Genomic DNA, 18,095 nt, shown 5'->3' with positions numbered 1-18,095 from the left:
CTGATCAACCTCGGACTCACCCGGACCGGCAACGTCTGGACACTGGAGCCCAAACCCGCCTGAGCGAACCACGGCCGACCACAAGCACCGGCCGTTATCGAGACAAGATCTTCAGTGGCCTTCTAGGCGGCGGTGCGTTCGCCGGCGGGGCGGCGGCGCAGGCTCGTCTGCTGGAGAGCCGGCGGCACGTAGGCCTGGTCGAGTGTGCCGACGTCGGTGCCGGGCGGGACGATCTCGTCGATCCGGTCGAGGATGTCGTCGGTGAGTGCGACGTCGGCGCCGGCGAGCAGGTCGTCGAGGTGGCTCATCGTGCGCGGCCCGATGATCGCGCTGGTCACGCCGGGATGGGCGATGGCAAACGCCATGGCGAGGTGGGTCATCGGCAGGCCCGCCTCCTGGGCGAGCGAGATGAACTGTTCGACCGCGTCGAGACGGTGCTCGTCGTTGAGGTGCCTGAAGAAGCCGGCGCGGCGCAGGTCGTTCTGCCGCCCCTTGCGTACGCGGCCGGTGAGCAGTCCCTGCGCGAGCGGGGCCCACACGAGGGTGCCCATCCCGTAGCGTTGCGCGAGCGGCAGGACCTCTCTCTCGATGCCGCGGTTGAGGAGCGAGTAGGGCGGCTGCTCGGTGCGGAACCGTTCCAGGCCGCGCCGCTCGGCGACCCACTGGGCTTCGACGACGCCGGAGGCGGGCATCGCGGACGAGCCGATCGCGCGGACCTTCCCGCTGTGGATCAGGTCCGAGAGCGCTGAGAGCGTCTCCTCGATGTCGGTGTCGAGGTCCAGCCGGTGGATCTGGTAGAGGTCGATGCGGTCGGTCCGGAGGCGGCGCAGCGAGTTCTCGACCGCGGTCATGATCCAGCGCCGTGAGGCGCCCTGCTGGTTGGGATCGTCACCCATCGGGCGGCTGAACTTGGTCGCGAGGACGACGCTGTCGCGGCGCCCTTCGAGTGCTCTGCCGACGATCTCCTCGGAGTCGCCGTAGACGTCGGCGGTGTCGACGAAATTGATCCCCGCGTCGAGCGCCTTGTGGATGATGCGGATCGAGTCGTCGGGGTCGGGGTTGCCGACGGACGTGGCGAACATCAATGCGCCGAGCGCATAGGGGCTGACCTTGATACCGGTCCGGCCGAGCGTGCGGTACCGCATGCGAACCATGCCTTCCTTCATCGAAAGATCCGGGTGATCCGTAGCACCGGCGAACCGGATGGAGCCGTCCTGCGGGTGCCGCGGGTGGCACACGGCACCTCTCCGGTGCTCGTCTCGTCGCCCCGTGAGGGCGCCGCCGGTCCGCCGCACCGGCTCCCAGCGTGCGGCGGTGCGGGCGTCGGCGGGAGAGACGTCCTCATCCGGGGACAGGCGGTCCCTGGCTGCGTCCGGCGTCCCCGGGGCATGGTGGGAGTGTGGACAGAACCGAACTGGCCGACTTCCTGCGTCACTGCCGTGCCCGACTCGTCCCAGCCGACGTGGGGCTGTCGCAGAGCGCGCGGCGGCGCACCCCGGGACTGCGCCGCGAGGAGGTGGCGCAGCTGGCGGGCATGTCCACCGACCACTACACGCGGCTGGAGCAGGCCAGGGGTTCGCGCCCGTCGCGCCAGATGCTCGCCGCCGTCGCCCGCGCGCTGCGGCTGACCGGCGACGAACGGGACCACCTCTTCCATCTCGCCGGCGAGGAGCCGCCGCGGGACCGGCCGGCCACGGAGCACGTCCGTCCCGGCCTGCTGCTCGTCCTCGACCGGCTGACGGACATCCCCGCCCAGGTGGTGAGCGACCGCGGCGACATCCTCGCGCAGAATGCGATGGCCAAAGCACTCCACGGTGACGTGTCCGCCCGCCCCGAGGCGGAGCACAACGTCGCCTGGCGCTACTTCACGGACCCGTCCGCGCGGGAACTCTTCCCGGCCGAGGACCGTGACCGCGCCGCCCGCGTCGCGGTGGCGGATCTGCGCGCCACACTCGCCCGCCGCCCCGACGACGCGCGGCTGGCAGGGCTCGTACGCAGGCTCCGCGCCCGCAGCGAGGAGTTCTCGGCGCTGTGGGACACCCACGACGTGGCCGTGCGCCGCGCCGACGTCAAGCGCTTCCTGCATCCGGTCGTCGGCCTGCTGGAGTTGGACTGCGAGGTACTGCTGAGCCCGGAGCACGACCAGCGGCTGGTCGCCTACACCGCCCGCCCGGGCAGCGAGTCCTACGAGCGGCTGGAGCTGCTGCGCGTGGTCGGCATCCAGGACCTGACCATCGGCTGAACCGCCGCGCCGGGTCCGCCCGCGCCCGCAGGAGCGGCAAGGCGCGGTCTGCCGGTCTCAGGTCACCAGGCCCCTGCGGTAGGCGTAGACCACGGCCTGCACGCGGTCGCGCAGGTCGAGCTTGGTGAGGATGCGCGACACGTACGTCTTGACGGTCTCCTGGCTGATGACCAACGTCGCGGCGATCTCACCGTTGGACAGGCCGTCGGCGATGAGGCGCAGCACCTCCAGCTCGCGCGGGGTCAGCGCGACGTCGTCCGGCGTGCCCTCGGCGGGACGAATCCGCGCCGCGTACCTGCCGACGAGCTGCCGCGTCACCTCGGGGGCCAGCAGCGCGGCACCCGTCGCGACGGTGCGGATGCCGTGCAGCAGTTGTGCCGGTGGGGCGTCCTTGAGCAAGAACCCGCTCGCCCCCGCACGCAGCGCCTCGTAGACGTACTCGTCCAGGTTGAACGTCGTCACCACGAGCACCTTGACGGGGTCCGCGACCCCGGCGCCGGCCAGCAGGCGGGTCGCCCCGATGCCGTCGAGCACCGGCATGCGCACGTCCATCACCACGATGTCCGGGTTCAGCCGGCGAGCGAGGTCGACCGCGGCGCGACCGTCCCCGCACTCGCCCACCACCTCGAGGTCGGGCTGCGCATCGATGATCGTCGCGAATCCGGTGCGGATCAGCGCCTGGTCGTCGCAGACCAGGACCCGGACCGGCGCGTTCACGCCGGGCTCCCCGCGGGGATGAGTGCCCGCACGACGAAGGCGCCGCCCGCCCGCCGCCCGGCGCTGAACTCGCCGCCCAGGGCGTCGACCCGCTCGCGGAGCCCGGCGAGGCCCCGCCCGCTCCCGCCGGGCGAGCCGGTCCGCGAGCCGGAACCATCGGTGCTGACCTCCACGAGGATCTCCTTCTCGCCATAGCGCACGCGGACCTCGGTGCGGCTGCCGTGGGCGTATTTGAGGGCGTTCGTCAGGGACTCCTGCACGACCCTATAGGCCACGAACTCCGCGCTGCCGGACGATTCCGCCGGACTGCCCTCCTCGGCGAACTCCACCGGCTGCCCGGCCTGGCGCGTCTGCTCCACCAGAGTGCGAAGTTCTCCGACGGACGGCATCCTGACGTCGGTGTCGTGATCGGGGTTGAGCAGGTCGAGCAGGTGCCGCAGATCGGAGATGGCCCGTCGGCCGGTGTCGGTGACGGCGCTCAGTGCCGCGTCGAGGCGGTCGGGTGCGGCGGTCAGGTAGCGTGCCGCCTCGGCCTGCACGACCATCGCCGTCACGTGGTGGGTCACGACGTCGTGCAGCTCGCGGGCGATGCGGGTGCGTTCGGCGGCGCGGGTGGCCTCGGCGACGCGGCGGCGGCCCTCGGCCTCGGCGGCCCGGGTGGAGCGCAGCCAGGCCCCGATGCCCCACGCGAGGACCAGCACCAGGTAGAACGTGACATATCCCTCCAGTCCCTCGGCCGAGCCGGTCCGGTCGAGCGCGACCGCCAGCGGCACGTACGCCACGGAGAGGAGGACCGCGGTGACGCGCCGGTGCCGCTCCAGATGGGCGCCCGTGCTCATCAGCACGATGGGCAGTGCGGTGCTCGCCGCCGTGTGGTAAGCGAGGAGCTGGTCGAGGGCGAAGCCGAGCGACCCCAAGGTGAGGCAGACGGCCGGCCATCGTCGCCGGACGGCCAGCGAGAGGCACTGGAGGGCGACCACCAGGACGGCCGCCGCGTCGAAGGGGCGGGTCGGCAGGTCGCCGAGCTGCGTCCCGTGGTTGTGCATCGCCGGCAGGAACGACGAGACGGCCAGCAGCAGCGCGAGCGGAAGATCCCGGACCGTGACGTCGGACCGCCTCCACAGATCGGGGACCCGCCGGAGATCGATCACTGGGAGAGCGTAGCGGTCGCGCCGGCGCGGGCACGGCGCCGACGGGGAACCAGGTTGCCGCGACGGCGGGCCAGCCACAGGAACACGACCGTCAGCAGCAGGCCGAACACCACCGCGTACGCGCTCGCCTCCGGCCCGAACTCGCCGCCGGTGAGCACGTCCGGACCCGACGTCACACCATGCAGCAGCCCCTGCGTCGCGCCGTTGCCGGAGACCTCGGTGCCGAAGACGCCGCCCTCGACGAAGTTCCAAGCGAAGTGCAGGCCGATCGGCAGCCACAGGGTGCGGGTCGCGGCGTAGGCGGCGGCGAGCATGCCGCCGGCCTCGATCGCGATGGCGATCGCGCCCCACAGGTTGGCGTTCTGGTTGCCCAGGTGCATCAGGCCGAACACCAGGCCGGTCAGCCCCAGCGCGATCCACGTGCCGGTCCATTTCTCGACGATCCGGAACAGGACGCCGCGGAACAGCAGCTCCTCCGTCACCGCGGCGGCGGCACTGAAGCCGAGCAGCCCGACCGCGCCCGTCACCGAGCCGAGGCCCTCGATCCGGTAACCGCCCACGAGAGCGATGTTCACGATGACGGCCGTGAACGCCCCGGCACCGATCAGCATCCCCCGGCCGACGGCGGAGGCGGCGCCTTCCCCGGCCACCTCCACCGGCGCGCGGCGCTCCGACCACCGCACCGCCCACGCGTACACGAACACCGCGAGTACGGCTGTCGCGACACCGAGGACCAGGGTGAGAAACGCGTTCCCCTGTACCGCGCCCATGCCCAGGTTGCCGGCGAAGGCGACCGCCGCGACGGCCACCAGCTGCTTCAACAGTCGCATGACGACTCCTTTGGGAGACTCCGCGACCGGAGCGCCGCGGTTACGCCGAGAACGCTAGGGATTCGACGGTCTGGAATCGTCACCGCGCGGTGGACATTCGCGGGTAGCTCGCACGGGGGACAAGTGCGCCGCGCTACCAGGGCCTATACGACGGATATACCGGCGTCTCCGATGCTCGGGCTGCGCCCGCACAGTTAGTGAAGAGAAGGTGGCCATGCGACGGGGGGCCGCCGGGGCAGGGCATGGCCGGGGGAGGAGGCGGCGGGCACCTCGGCTGATCGAAGGCTCGCCCCGGTGACCGGCCTCGCGAGGGGTGACGGTGTTGGAGTTCGACGTTCTCGGGCCGCTGCGGGTGAGCCGCGACGGGGTGCCCGTCCCGCTGGGCGCGGCGATGCTGCGACGCATGCTGGCGGCCCTGCTGTGTACGCCGGGCAGGCCGGTGGCGGTGCCGGCGCTGGTCGAGGCCCTGTGGGGGAGCACACCGCCCCGCAGCGCGCACAAGACCCTTCAGATATACGTGCTGCGGTTGAGGCAGGCGCTGGGTGAGCGCGACCGCGTCGTCCGTAGCACGGGTGGTTACGCCATCACCGTGCTGCCGCCGGAGCTGGACGTGCTGCGCTTCCGGGAGCTCACGGCGGCGGGGCGGGCCGCCAGGAGGAACGCGGACCCGGCGAAGGCGGGCATGCTGTTCGAGCGTGCGCTCGGCCTGTGGCGGGGGCCCGCCTACGCCGACATCGGGGACGTGTCGATGGTGGCCGACGAGGCGCGGCGGCTCGAGGAGGAACGGCTGCTGACCTGTGAGGAGCTGGCCGTCGTCGACCTGGCCCGGGGCCGCCACGCGGAGCTGGTCACCGGCCTGACCGAGATGGCAGAGCTGCATCCCTACCGGGAGCGGCTGCACGCCTGCCTGATGCTGGCCCTGAGCCAAGCCGGGCGCCAGGTCGAGGCGTTACGGGTCTACCAGCGGACGCGGACCGTGCTCGGTGAGGAACTCGGCGTGGAACCCGGCCGGATGCTGCGACGGGTGCACGAGGCGATCCTGCGGGACGAAGCGATCGGACCGTTCGCCGGCGAGATCCTCGGGCCGGAGGGGGCGGCCTGCGCGGACGAGCGCGCCGCGTACTTCGAAGCCCGGGACACCGCCGACTACAGCGCCGGAAACGCTGACGGAAACACCGCCGGGGACGAAGCCGGGAGCGACGCGGAGAGCCGGACGGGTGAGGGGCGGACGGGTGAGGGGCGGACGGGTGAGGGGCGGACGGGTGAGGGGCGGACGGGGCCCGCGACGACGGTGCCGTGCCATCTGCCACCGGACATCGCGGACTTCACGGGACGCCAGGACACGGCGGAGTCACTGCGGCTGTGGCTCACCGGCGCGGACGGACACACCGCCGCGACGCCGGTCGTGGCCCTGTACGGCGGGGCGGGCACCGGCAAGACGGCGCTCGCGGTCCACGTCGCCCACGGCCTGCGGGAGACGTTCGCCGACGGCCGGCTCTACATCGACCTGCGCGGGACCTGCCCTCGGCCGATCGTCCCGGCCGAGGCGCTGGGGCGGTTCCTGATCGCCCTCGGGGTGGACGCGCGGGCGGTGCCGGACGAGGCCGAGGAGCGCGGGAAGCTGTTCCGCACCGTCCTGGCCGACCGTCGTGTGCTGGTCGTGCTGGACGACGCCGCGGGCGAGGAGCAGGTCAGGCCGCTCCTGCCGGGTGGCGCGGGCTGCGCCGTACTGCTGACGAGCAGGCGCGGGGTCGCCGGATTGAGCGCCCGATCCGTACGCGTCGGCCCGCTCGATCCGGCATGCGCGTCGGAGCTGCTCGGGCGGATCGCCGGGCCGATCCGGGTGGCGGCGCGGCCCACGGTCGCGGCCGAGATCGTCCGGCTCTGCGGTCACCTGCCCCTGGCGATACGGATCGCGGGGGCGAAACTGGCGCTGCGCGAGCACTGGCGACTCGACCACCTGGCGGATCGCCTGCGGGCGGAGCGGCGGCGCCTCGACGAGCTCTCTCTCGGCGACCTGTCGGTCCGGGCGGGGCTGGCCGCCGACTACGACAGGCTCGACGAGACCAGCCGGCGGGCGCTGCGGATGCTCGGCCTGCTCGACGTCCCCGCCTTCGCCGCCTGGATGCTCGCGGCGGCCCTCGACGTGACGGTGCGCGAAGCCGAGACGTACGCCGATATGCTCGTCGACGCCCAGCTCCTGAACTGCGAGGGCAGCGACGGGAACGGGCAGTTCCGCTACCGCTTCCATGAGTTGGTACGGCTCTACGCGCGGGAACGCGCCGAGCTGGAGGAGACCGCCGGCGAGCGGGACAAGGCGATCACCCGCGTTCTCGGCGCGTTGCTCGCGCTCGCGGAGGCGGCGGAGAGCGGCCTGCCGGAGCAGGCGGCCTCCGTCATCCGTGGCGCGGCCCCTCGCTGGTACGCCGACCCCGCCACCACCAGGGCCCTGGTCGGCGATCCGACGGCCTGGTTCGACAGCGAGCGGCAGAGCCTTCTGGCGGGGGTGGCGCAGGCCTGCCGGCTCGGTCTGAACGAGGCGGCCTGGGAACTGTCCGCCCGCGCGGCCGGCTACTACGCCTTCCGCGGGCACTACCGGGACTGGGCGTCATCCCACGAGCTGGCGCTGCGGGCGTGCGCACTGGGCGGCGACCGGTGGGGCGAGGCGGTGATGACGCGCGGCCTCGGCCACCTGCTCATGATCGGCGTGGAGCAGCGGCGCGGCGTCGGCCCCGAGGCGATCGAGGCGGCGCTCGCGGTGTTCGGCGCGGCGGGGGAACGGCATGGCGCGCTCGACCTGCTGTGCCTGCGGGCGTTCGCGCTGTGCCGCGGGGGCGACCCCGACCAGGCCCGCGCGGTGGCGGACGAGGCCATGGCCATGGCTGAGGAGATCGGCTACGAGCTCGCCCTGAGCCGTCTCTGGTACGTCCGCGCCGTCACCGACCGGGAGCAGGGGCTCCACGAGGACGCGCTCGCCTGCGCGGACCGGGCGCTCCGCCTGGCGATCCGCGGGAACAGTCTGGTGGCCAGGACCCTCGCCCTGCGGGAGATGGCGGCCGCCTGCCGCGACCAGGCCACGGGCAGGCGCGTCTCCCACCATCTGTGGGAGGGCCTGCAGATCTGCCGGCGGCGCGGGGAGCGGCTGCTGGAGGCGTATCTGCTGCTCGCCCTCGGCGATCTGTGCCTTCGTTTCGGGCGCCGGAACGTGGCGAAGCCGATCGAGCGGGCGCTGGCCGTGTTCGAGGAGTTCGGAGTTCCTTCCGGACAGGCCGCCGGGCTCCGCGTCCTGGGTGAGTCACACCGTCTCGGCGGCCGCGCCGACCAGGCGGTACGCGCGCTCGACGACGCGGTACGCACGGCGCGCGGGCTGCACGACCTCCACGAGCAGGCGCTCGCGCTGAGAGCCCTCGGCCGGGTCCAGCACGACTGCGGCGACCAGGAGGCGGCCACGCGGTCCTGGACGGCGGCGCACCGGTTGTTCCAGCGGCTCGGCAACACCGCAGAGGCCGCCGTGGACGGCGTGGACGGCGTGGACGGGGCCTCGCCCGATCACGACAACCTGCGGATGACGACGCCCAGCACCTCGCTCACCGGCAGGTAGCCCCAGTGCCGCGAGTCCCGGCTGGTCGGGCCGTCGCCGAGGACCACCAGCCGGTCGGCCGGGACCACGTCACCCGGCGCGGCGTGCACGCCCGGCGCGACCTGGTCGGGCACCCTGTCGCCCGGCATGGCGGCGACCCGCTTGATCAGCCACTCCGTCCCGCGCAGTCCGGACGCGCGTCCCGAAGAGCCCGTGCCGCCCGGCTGCAGGCGCCGGAAGACCACCACCTGGCCGCGCCGCGGGACCGCCCGCCCGCCGCGTCGTATGAGCACCCGATCTCCCGGCTGGTACGTCGGAACCATGCTCGTCCCGGCCACCCGCACCACGACGAAGCGTCGCCGGGCCGCGACCATCCCGGCGACCGCGGCGGCCACGGCCAGAGACAGCAGCGAAATCACGAAATGTTGCATGATCAACCTTTCGGCCTGGTCAGCCGATCGCGATTCTGCCGAGTCCCGGCTGCGCGACGGTTGCGCGGCCCCTACGGCGTATCGCGCATCCGGCGCGCAACCGCGGCGAAGGCCGCGCCGAGCATCCTCACAGGGCGGGCGGCCTACCACGCCCGAACCCAGCAAAGGGAGAAACCATGATCCGTAAGCTGAACCGCCTGGGAGACCGGCTGCTCGAAAAGCTCCTCCCCGGTGCCGAAGCCCAGGCCGACAACTGTTTCGAATACTGGCCGTCGGGCGGCTGCAACCGCTACAAGGACTGCTACCCCAACCCGACCGGCTTCCTCTGCATCACATACTGGCGGAGCAGCTGCAGCGGCGCCTGGCAGAACATCGGCTACTGCTGACGCCGGCCGGCACGTCCCATGGTCTATGCCGTGCTGACCGTCCGGCTCGTGCTGATGGGGGTCTTCCTGGTCTCCGTCCTCACGAAGCTGCGCACGCGGCGGGCCTTCGGCGATTTCACCACGGCGGTTCGGCGACTCGGCGGCCTTCCCACGGGTCTCGGGACGCCCGCCGCCGTGGTGGTCGTCGCCGTCGAGGCCGGGACCGTCGTCATGCTGGCGGCGCCCGGCCTCGACGGCGACGGCAGGCCGGGCCTCCTGCTCGCCGGGGGCCTGCTCCTCGGGTTCGCCGCGGTCCTGGTGACGGCGCTGCGGCGCGGAACGACCGTCGCGTGCCGATGCTTCGGTGGATCGGACGAGCCGGTCAACCGCCGGCACGTGGCGCGCAACGCCGTTCTCGTCGCGTGCGCGATGGCCGGGGCCGCCATGACGTCCGCTGCGGGCGGCACGCCCGTCGCGCCGCCCGCCGCCGCGCTCTGCCTGCTCGGGGCCTCGGTCGCCGTCGGCGCCGTCGTGCTCCTCGACGACCTGCTCCACCTCCTCCGCTGATCCATCGAAGGGAACGCCCATGGCCGTCCTGGCCGCCGCCGTCGTCCTGCTCGGCGGGCTCGTCCTGGTGAACCTGCTCCTGACCGGCGCGGTCATCAGGAAACTCCGGAAAATCACCAAGGACTCCCTCGCCGGGAGAATGCCCGGAAGTCCCGGGCTCGCCGTGGGCGCCGAGGTCCCGGCCTTCTCCGCGCTCACGGTCACGGACACGAAGGTGACCACGGACGACTTCGCGGGCGAGCGCACCCTCGTCGGGTTCTTCAGCACCGACTGCCCGCACTGCCTGCCGAAGGCGCCCGCCTTCGTCACGACCGCCCGTGACGCCGCCGCCGACGGCGTACGAGTCCTGGCGGTGGTGGTGGAGGGCGAGAAGAGACCCGCCGAGCTGCTCGCCGCCCTGACGGACGACGTGAGCGTCGTCGTGGAGAGCGAGGGCGGCGCGATGGCGGACGCGTTCGAGATCAGGGCCTTCCCGTCCTTCTTCCTGGTCGGCCCCGACGGAACCGTCGCCGGCAGCAGCCTGAAGCCGGAGCTGCCGGCGGCAGCGCCGTCCCCGGCCTGACCGGCGTGAGGTCACGACTCGGGCCGCTGCGGCTCACCCTGGCGCTCGTCTGGCGGGCCGGACCGGTTCTCGCGCTGTCCCAGCTCGCCATGGCGGTCCTGAACGGCGCCGCCCCCGTCGCGATCACGTGGCTCACCAAACTGCTGATCGATCGCCTGACCGCCGGGTCGGGCCCCTCGACGACGCCGCTCGCCGCCGCGATGGCCGTGCTCGGAGCCCTGACCGCGCTGCTGCCCCACCTGTCCGGGTGGGTCCAGCGGGAGCAGCAGCGCCGCATCGCGTGGCGCACCAGCGACGAACTGTTCACCGCGGTGTGCCGGATGCAGGGACTGACGAGGCTGGAGAACCCGGATTTCCACAATCGGCTCCAGCTGGCCCAGCAGTCCGCCCAGACCGCTCCGCAACTCGTCACCGAGTCGGCGCTCGGAGCGGCACGCGGCGGCATCACCATCGCCGGGCTCCTCGGCGCGCTCGCCACGCTCAGCCCGCTCCTCGCCGCCGTCGTTGCCGCGGCCGCCGTGCCCGAACTGATCGTCCAGCTCAGGCTCGGCCGCCGCCGGGCGTACCTCCGCCTGGAGATGGCCCCCGCGGAACGCCGCCGGATGTTCTACCAGACGCTGATGCTCGACCATCAGGCCGCCAAGGAGATCCGGCTGTTCGGCATCGGGGGCTTCCTGCGGCGGCGCATGCTGGGTGAACTGGCCGCCGAGCAGCGGGCGGAACGCCGGATGGACCTGACGGCCGTCCGCTACAACGGGGCGCTCACCGCCCTCAGCACGGTCATCGCCGGCGCCGCGCTGATCGTGCTGGTCTCCCGGATAGCGGGGGGTCAGGCCGGCATCGGCGACCTGGCCGTCCTCACCGCCGCACTCGCCGGCACCCAGTCCTCCCTCTCCGGGATGGTGATCCAGCTGGCACACCTGAACGAGGCACTCGTCCTGGCCGGCCACTACGCCCACGTCGTCACCATCGGACCCGACCTGCCGGAACCCGCCACCGGCGGCGACGTGCCACCGCTACGGCGCGGCATCGAACTGCGCGACGTGTGGTTCCGATACGACGCCGGCCATCCGTACGTGCTGCGCGGCCTGAACTTGACCATCCCGTACGGGCGGAGCGTGGCCCTGGTCGGCCTGAACGGCGCGGGCAAGAGCACCGTCGTCAAGCTCCTGTGCCGCCTCTACGACCCCGAGCGCGGCAGCGTCCGCTGGGACGGCGCCGACATGCGCGAGCTGCGCGTCGACGACCTGCGCCGCCGGATCGGAGCCGTGTTCCAGGACTACGTGGCCTACGACCTCACCGCGGCGGAGAACGTCGCCGTCGGCGACGTCGGCTCCCTCGACCGGCCGGAGCAGATCCACGAGGCGGCCCGCCGGGCGGACGTCCACGACAAACTGGTCAGCCTTCCCCGCGGCTACGACACCATCCTGTCGCGGTTCTTCGCCGCCGAACAGGACGAGGACCCCGGCCGGGGCGTGCTCCTGTCCGGGGGGCAGTGGCAGCGCGTCGCCCTCGCCCGCGCCCTCCTCCGCGCGGACACCGCCGACCTGCTCATCCTCGACGAGCCCAGCTCCGGGCTCGACCCCGAGGCCGAGTACGCCATCCATCAGCGGCTCCGCGACTACCGAGGCAGCCGTACGCGCCTCCTCATCTCGCACCGCCTCAACACCGTGCGCGGCGCGGACCACATCGTCGTCCTCGCCGACGGGCGGGTAGCCGAACAGGGCACCCATGACGAGCTGATGGCCCTCGACGGCGAATACGCCCGCCTGTTCACCCGCCAGGCGGCCGATTTCCAGCTCAGCCAGGCCGCCGGCCCCGACCGCCCCTGACACCTGCCGTCCGAGACATCACCGCGGTAACCGCTTGCGCTCCTCGCCCGGCCTGAGGCAACCTTGGACCCCAAGGAAAAACCTAGGGGTCCTAGGAATATTCACGGTGCTCCAGGGTGGAGAAGGGCGGCATGCACATGGTGCGGGCCGGTTTGACGGCGGATCGGGTGACGCTCGCCGGTGCCGAGCTGGCGGACGAGGTCGGGCTCGAGCACGTGACCATGTCGGCGGTGGCGCGACGACTCGGGGTGAAGGACGCCAGCCTGTACGCGCACGTCCGCAGTCTCGAGGACCTGCGCGGGCGGATCGCACTGCTGGCCGCGGACGAGAAGACCATCCGCATCGCGGAGGCGACCGCCGGACGGGCCGGAAAGGACGCACTGGTGGCGTACGCCAACGCCTGGCGGCAGTACGCCCACGACCACCCGGGCCGATACACGGCGACGCAGATCCCGATCCAGATCGATCCCGAGCTCGTGGCCCGGGCCGCCGGGCCACGGCGCGCCGTCGAGCTGACCTACAGCATGCTGCGCGCCTACGCGCTGCAGGAACCCGACCTGACCGACGCGGTCCGGCTGATGCGCAGCACGCTCCACGGCTTCACCAGCCTGGAGGCCGCGGGCGGGTTCGCGCACGCGCGCCCGGCGGAAGACACCTGGGTCCGCTGTCTCGACGCCCTGCACACCCTCCTTGAGCACTGGCCCACGCACGATGAAGGAGACTCGACATGACCAGCCCGGCCATCGGCCACCTGCGCGTGGACGGCGCCACCCTGCGCTACGAGGTGCGCGGAAAGGGCCCGCTCCTGCTGCTGATCCCCGGCGGCACGGGCGGGGCGGCCTCCTTCGACGGCGTCGCCGACACCCTGGCCGCCGACTACACGGTCGCGTCCTACGACCCGCGCGGTCTGTCCCGCAGCCCGCTTGACGACCCGGAGGCCCCGCAACGGGTCGAGCGGCACGCCGACGACGCGGTGCGGCTGCTGGAGCTGCTGTCACCGGACGCGCCCGCCCGCGTGGCCGCCTGCAGCTCGGGCGCGATCGTCGCGCTGCACCTGCTCACCACCCATCCCGAGCGGATCGAACGCGTCGTGGCGCACGAGCCGCCGCTGGTGGAGGTGCTGCCGGACGCCGCCGAGCATCGCGCGCTGCTCGCCCGCGTCCAGGACACGTTCCGCAGGGAGGGACTGATGCCCGCGGCGGCCGTGTTCGCGGCCGGTCTGAGGCGGCCCGGCGCCGATCCCGTCGACGTCAAGGCGGCCACCGAACTCCCCCCGCAGGCGGCGGCCCGGGCGGAGCGGACGATGGCGGACATGCCCTACTTCCTCGGGCGCATCGTGCCGAGCTTCATGGCCTACACACCGGACGTGGATCGCCTCGAGGTTCTGTCGGACCGGCTCGTGCTCGCCGCCGGAGCGGACTCACACGGCGAACTGCCCTACCGTCCCGCCGCCTTCCTCGCCGAGCGGTTCGGCACGGAGCTCGTCCACTTCCCCGGCGGGCACACGGGGCTCACCACACACCCCGCCGAGTTCGGCGAGCTGCTCCGCAAGGTGCTGAGCGCCTGACTCGGCCGCGCCGGCGAAGTCGTGCCGCCTGGTGTCGTGTGGGGCAGGTGCCCATTCGTCTTCCTGGTGAAGGCCGATCAAAGGAAGAGAGTCAACCGTGAAGTACGTGCTGATGTTCGTCGAGACCGAGGAGTTCGCCAAGCGGCTGGAGGCGATGGACGAATCGGAGCGCGAGGCCGCCTACGAGGCGGTGGTCCGCTGGTTCGCCGAGAACTCCAGCAAGATCACGCATCACATGCGTCTGGCGCCCGCGCACACCGCGACCACCGTACGTCTCGGCGGCGGCGAGCCCGTCGTCACCGACGGGCCGTTCGTCGAGGGCAAGGAGGTCGTCAGCGGTTACGCGGAGGTGGAGGTGGCCGATCTGGACGAGGCGCTGAAGCTGGCCAGGTCCTGGCCGGCGTGCCCGATCGTGGAGATCCGACCGGCCGCATGAGCGGACCGGACAGCGGCAGAGGGAGCCGGGAGGTGCTGGCCCGCGTCGTACGTGAGCACGCGGGCCGCCTCGCGGCGTGCCTGGTGTCGCTGCTGGGCGACTTCTCCGCCGCCGAGGACCTGGTGCAGGACGCCGTGGAGACCGCGCTGCGCCGCTGGCCGGTCGAGGGCGTGCCGGACCGGCCGGACGCCTGGCTGTTCACCGTGGCCCGCCGCCGCGGCCTCGACGTGCTGCGGCGGGAGACGAACTACCGCGCCAAGCTGGCCCGGCTGCGGTGGCCCGAGCCGGGGGAGAGCGACGACCGGCTGCGGCTGATCTTCACGTGCTGCCATCCGGCGCTGTCGCCCGAGGCCCGGATCGCGTTGACCCTGCGGGTGGTGTGCGGGCTGAGCACCGCGCAGATCGCCGCTGCCTTCGTCGTGCCGGAGACCACGGTCGCCCAGCGGCTCACCCGGGCCAAACGAAAGATCGCCGAAGCGGGCATCCCCTACCGGATTCCGGCCGCCGAGGAGCTGCCCGAGCGGCTGGACGCCGTGCTCGCGGTCGTCTACCTGCTGTTCAACGAGGGATATCTGTCCAGCAGCGGCGATCGGGCCGAGGCGCGCGACCTGGCCGACGACGCCGAGTGGCTGGCCGGGCTCCTGGCCGGCCTCATGCCGGGCGAGCCGGAAGTGGCCGGGCTGCTCGCGCTCATCCGGCTGCACCGGGCGCGCGGCGCGGCCCGGTTCGATTCCCACGGGCGTCTGGTGCCGCTCGCCGAGCAGGATCGCGGCCTGTGGGACCGCGCCGCGATCGCCGAGGCGACCGCGTTGCTGATCCGCACCGCCAGGACCCATCGCCGGCCCGGGCCCTACCAGTTGCAGGCCGCGATCGTGGCCTGTCACGCCGAGGCCGCAGGCTTCGAGCACACCGACTGGGCACAGATCCTCGTGTTGTACGACATGCTCCTGGCGGTGGCGCCCTCGCCGGTCACCCGGCTGCACCGGGCCGTCGCCCTGCGCTACGTCAAGGGGCCCGCGGCCGCGCTGGCGGAGCTGACCGGCCTGGAGGGGGCCCTGTCCCGCTACCCGCTCCTGCACGCGACCCGAGCCGAGCTGCTGCGCGCGCTGGGCGACACGAGCCAGGCGCGGCTATGTGATGAGCGGGCGCTGGGCCTGACCGCCAACCCGGCCCAGCAGGCCCTGCTCCACCAGCGGCTGGATCTGACTCGTGGGGAGTGGCCGTAGCGTCCGCCGGCACCGCGTCGCGACAGATCGATCGCTACGGGTGACTGGCCCATGTCGGCCGTTATCCGCAGGTGCCCCGCCATGAGGGTCTCGATCGCATGGTTAGGGGTTGGTTTACTTCGTAAAGGTGCTCGCCGCAAAAGATCAGTCACGGGAACGCGGGCCGCCGGACGCGGATGAGCCCTGGCCACGTGAGCCAGGGCTCGTGCGTCCGTCGCCGCGTCACACCCCCATGAGCCGGGACAGCCGGACGATCGCGCCGGTCGCGAGGTCCACGACCACCGGGCCGGACGCCGCCGGCCGTACGGTGCCGTCGTCCCGCGTGAGCGTGACGGACACGGCGACCTTCCGGTCGAACGTCGAACGGTCGGCGACCAGCGGCTGCACCAGGGTGACCTCGAGCGTGGGCGCGTCCGCGGGGAGGACGGCCCGCGCGACCTCGATGCCGGACACCGCGAAGACCAGTCCCACGCCGGCGATGCCCGCGGCCCGCAGGTCCACGTCCCGCCGGATCAGGACGGCCGTGTGCAGGTTCTCCAGGTAGACGTTGCGGACGACCAGCTGGGCGGGGTCCGCGGGGTCGAGCAGCGCCTGCGGCACGACGGCCCCGTCCCGGACGGCGGCGGGCAGCGCGACGTCCCCGTGGGCGGGCACGCGCGCCGGCGGGTCGAGCGGGACGCGCTGCCACCCCCCGACCGCCGCCCGCACCCAGAGGGCCGTCACCGTGGCCGCCGTGTCGGCGTCGTTGCGCAGCCCGGTCGCGGTGACCCGCACCGGCCCGCCCGGGTACGGGCCGGCCAGCTCGTCCACGTCCAGGTGCACCGTGGTCGCGATCGACGTGGAGGAGTCGCCGGTGTCGAAGACGACCTGCGCGACCGCGTCGCCGCCGCGCAACTGGGTGACCGCCACGACAGCGTCGTCGTAGTCCACGTGCAGCGCCAGGCGGATCGCGTCGTCGTCCAGGACGGCGCGCAGGCCGCCCTCCAATGTGCTCGACCGCACCGACACCCCGGTCGACCCCACCGAGGGGGACGTCGGGAGCAGCACGCGGACGTCGCGCCCGCCGGCGTCCGCGCGCAGCAGCGACTCCAGCTCGGTGAGCTCGGCCGCCGACAGGTCGGGCACGCACCGGGCCTGCAGCCGGCACGGCAGGCCCGCGTCCACGGTGGCGTCGAACACCTGCAGCCACTCCAGCTGGGGGCGGCCGGCCACGTCGCGGGCCACCCGGTAGTGGGCAGGCACGACGAGGTACGTGGCCGGCTGCTGGAGCGACTCCCACACCGAGTACCGGTGGTCGCGGTCCAGGCGCGGAGCCGGCGCGAACCGCCGGGCCGGGACGCGGCCGAGCTGGAAGGCGTCCTGACAGCCGACGATCACGGGCTCTGCGCCCCCGGCGTCCTGCCGGTACAGGCCGGGGTTGTCGCGGCACGGCACCAGCAGCGGCAGGCGGTGCGAGCGGGTCACGGACACGCCCATGTCCATGGTGAACGACGGGGGGTCCGTGGCGAGCCCCTCCGGGTCGGGCCCTTCCGATCCCGTTGTCCCGTCGAGGATCCCGCCGCGCCGTCCGTTGAGGTCGTCGCGGAGCACCAGGCGGCGGCCGGCGCGCGGCAGGGGGAGCGGCACCCGGGCGAGGGTCAGCGGGGCCGGCAGGTCCTCCGCCGGCGCCTCCACCGGTGCATCCATCGGGGCCTCGGCCGGCGACGCCGCCAGGAAGGCCGGCTCCGCCACCGCCGAGTCCGCGAGCGACGCCTCCACCACGGCCCGTGCCGCCGCGGACGTGTCCGTGAGCGCCGACTCCGTCAGGGACGATCGCCCCAGCGACAACTCCGTGAGCGCCGACTCCGTGAACGGCGACTCCGTGAACGGCGGCGACACCTGGGTCAGCCGGACGGCGCCCCGCCCGGCGGTCGTGAGCTCGCCGGGAACGCGGACCTCGGTGGTCACCACGTCCGACCAGTTCGGATGCTCTTCGGGGATCGGGTGCTCCTCTCGGAGCGGCTCCTCGAACGGCCATCCCCGGACCGGCGCGACCTCCAGACTGCCTGGCCTGTCGGGGTTCTCCCCGGAGAGGGCCCACGCGGCGGGCGTCTCCTGCACGCCGACGAAGCTCGTGCTGACGACGACTCCCGCTCCGTCGTCCGGCTGGAAGCCCGGTGTGCTCAGCGCGCCGTACGCGGCCCTGGCCACGGCTCCGCTGATCTCGGCCCTGCAGTGGACGAGGCCGTCGTGCCGGTCCACGTCGACCGGGAGCTCGGTGGAGGTCGGCCGGCCGGTGTCGGCGTCCACGAACGGGATGCGCAGCCGTACGCTCACGTCCGTCCACGGGACGGTCTGGGCGCCGGCGGGCGGCGGGGGGAAGCGCAGCACGGCGGTGACCGTCGCGCTGAGGACGGGCGAGCCCTCGTCGTCGTGACCGGTGACGCGGAACAGGAACCGGAACGTGCCCTCGGAGGCGGGCACGAGCTCCGGTGCGGGCGCCCACCAGGGCGAGCCCAGCTGCGAGTCCGGCAGCAGGGGTTCGCTCCGGTCGGCCGCTCCGACGCGGGGGCCCGGCTCGTCGGCCGGGACTCCTGGCGTGTTCATCCC

The 18,095-nt window shown here is 73.1% G+C and carries 16 protein-coding genes; 10 read left to right on the top strand and 6 right to left on the bottom strand.

The features are described 5' to 3' along the window. Positions 1-122: 122 nt before the first annotated feature. On the bottom strand, positions 123-1,154 hold the full coding sequence (locus FH610_RS38370; protein WP_338104626.1) for an aldo/keto reductase: 1,032 nt from the start codon (positions 1,152-1,154) through the stop codon (positions 123-125). A 245-nt stretch (positions 1,155-1,399) separates the two neighbouring features. Between FH610_RS38370 and FH610_RS38365 the strand changes: the two genes are divergently transcribed. Next, positions 1,400-2,242, top strand: coding sequence for a helix-turn-helix transcriptional regulator (locus FH610_RS38365; RefSeq protein WP_139580143.1), 843 nt, complete (start codon positions 1,400-1,402; stop codon positions 2,240-2,242). A 57-nt stretch (positions 2,243-2,299) separates the two neighbouring features. Here FH610_RS38365 and FH610_RS38360 read toward each other — a convergent pair whose 3' ends face one another. Genes FH610_RS38360 through FH610_RS38350 form a run of 3 tightly spaced genes read right to left on the bottom strand, consistent with a single transcriptional unit; the run spans position 2,300 to position 4,940 of the window. Further along, on the bottom strand, positions 2,300-2,959 hold the full coding sequence (locus FH610_RS38360) for a response regulator (RefSeq protein WP_139580142.1): 660 nt from the start codon (positions 2,957-2,959) through the stop codon (positions 2,300-2,302). Beyond that, positions 2,956-4,110 (bottom strand): sensor histidine kinase, encoded by a 1,155-nt coding sequence (locus FH610_RS38355; protein ID WP_205826357.1) that lies wholly within the window; start codon positions 4,108-4,110, stop codon positions 2,956-2,958. The genes FH610_RS38360 and FH610_RS38355 overlap by 4 nt, the downstream gene beginning before the upstream one ends. Then, entirely contained in the window at positions 4,107-4,940 is an 834-nt protein-coding gene (locus FH610_RS38350) for a CPBP family intramembrane glutamic endopeptidase (RefSeq protein WP_139580141.1), read from the bottom strand. The genes FH610_RS38355 and FH610_RS38350 overlap by 4 nt, the downstream gene beginning before the upstream one ends. 319 nt (positions 4,941-5,259) lie before the next feature. Here FH610_RS38350 and FH610_RS38345 point away from each other — a divergent pair, with 319 nt between their 5' ends. Next, positions 5,260-8,541 carry an AfsR/SARP family transcriptional regulator gene (locus FH610_RS38345; RefSeq protein ID WP_139580140.1) on the top strand — a complete coding sequence of 1,094 codons (3,282 nt, stop codon included), beginning with the start codon at positions 5,260-5,262 and terminating at the stop codon, positions 8,539-8,541. Here FH610_RS38345 and FH610_RS38340 read toward each other — a convergent pair. Continuing rightward, a complete protein-coding gene (locus FH610_RS38340) occupies positions 8,490-8,951 on the bottom strand; it encodes a S26 family signal peptidase (protein ID WP_139580139.1) in 462 nt (153 codons plus the stop codon). The genes FH610_RS38345 and FH610_RS38340 overlap by 52 nt on opposite strands. A gap of 176 nt (positions 8,952-9,127) precedes the next feature. Between FH610_RS38340 and FH610_RS38335 the strand changes: the two genes are divergently transcribed. The 8 genes from FH610_RS38335 (at position 9,128) to FH610_RS38300 (ending at position 15,506) form a co-directional block, all read left to right on the top strand. Continuing rightward, positions 9,128-9,337 (top strand): hypothetical protein, encoded by a 210-nt coding sequence (locus FH610_RS38335; RefSeq protein ID WP_139580138.1) that lies wholly within the window; start codon positions 9,128-9,130, stop codon positions 9,335-9,337. A gap of 30 nt (positions 9,338-9,367) precedes the next feature. Then, a complete protein-coding gene (locus FH610_RS38330) occupies positions 9,368-9,883 on the top strand; it encodes a MauE/DoxX family redox-associated membrane protein (protein WP_139580137.1) in 516 nt (171 codons plus the stop codon). Between the two features lie 19 nt (positions 9,884-9,902). Beyond that, entirely contained in the window at positions 9,903-10,445 is a 543-nt protein-coding gene (locus FH610_RS38325; RefSeq protein ID WP_139580136.1) for a TlpA family protein disulfide reductase, read from the top strand. Between the two features lie 5 nt (positions 10,446-10,450). Then, complete coding sequence (locus tag FH610_RS38320; RefSeq protein WP_240809438.1) at positions 10,451-12,277, top strand: ABC transporter ATP-binding protein; 1,827 nt, start codon at positions 10,451-10,453, stop codon at positions 12,275-12,277. 137 nt (positions 12,278-12,414) lie between these two features. Then, complete coding sequence (locus FH610_RS38315) at positions 12,415-13,008, top strand: TetR/AcrR family transcriptional regulator (RefSeq protein WP_139580146.1); 594 nt, start codon at positions 12,415-12,417, stop codon at positions 13,006-13,008. Further along, positions 13,005-13,844 carry an alpha/beta fold hydrolase gene (locus tag FH610_RS38310; protein WP_139580135.1) on the top strand — a complete coding sequence of 280 codons (840 nt, stop codon included), beginning with the start codon at positions 13,005-13,007 and terminating at the stop codon, positions 13,842-13,844. The genes FH610_RS38315 and FH610_RS38310 overlap by 4 nt, the downstream gene beginning before the upstream one ends. Before the next feature lie 97 nt (positions 13,845-13,941). Then, the gene (locus FH610_RS38305) at positions 13,942-14,280 is read left to right on the top strand and encodes a YciI family protein (RefSeq protein WP_167538821.1); all 339 of its coding nucleotides are present in this window, start codon (positions 13,942-13,944) and stop codon (positions 14,278-14,280) included. Further along, the gene (locus FH610_RS38300) at positions 14,277-15,506 is read left to right on the top strand and encodes an RNA polymerase sigma factor (protein ID WP_139580134.1); all 1,230 of its coding nucleotides are present in this window, start codon (positions 14,277-14,279) and stop codon (positions 15,504-15,506) included. The genes FH610_RS38305 and FH610_RS38300 overlap by 4 nt, the downstream gene beginning before the upstream one ends. Positions 15,507-15,728: 222 nt before the next feature. Here the strand turns inward: FH610_RS38300 and FH610_RS38295 are convergent, their stop codons facing one another. Further along, entirely contained in the window at positions 15,729-18,092 is a 2,364-nt protein-coding gene (locus FH610_RS38295; RefSeq protein ID WP_139580133.1) for a hypothetical protein, read from the bottom strand. Positions 18,093-18,095 lie beyond the last annotated feature (3 nt).

Source organism: Microbispora catharanthi (genome assembly GCF_006334915.2).
GTDB lineage: Bacteria > Actinomycetota > Actinomycetes > Streptosporangiales > Streptosporangiaceae > Microbispora > Microbispora catharanthi.
This window is presented reverse-complemented; position numbering and strand designations above follow the sequence as displayed.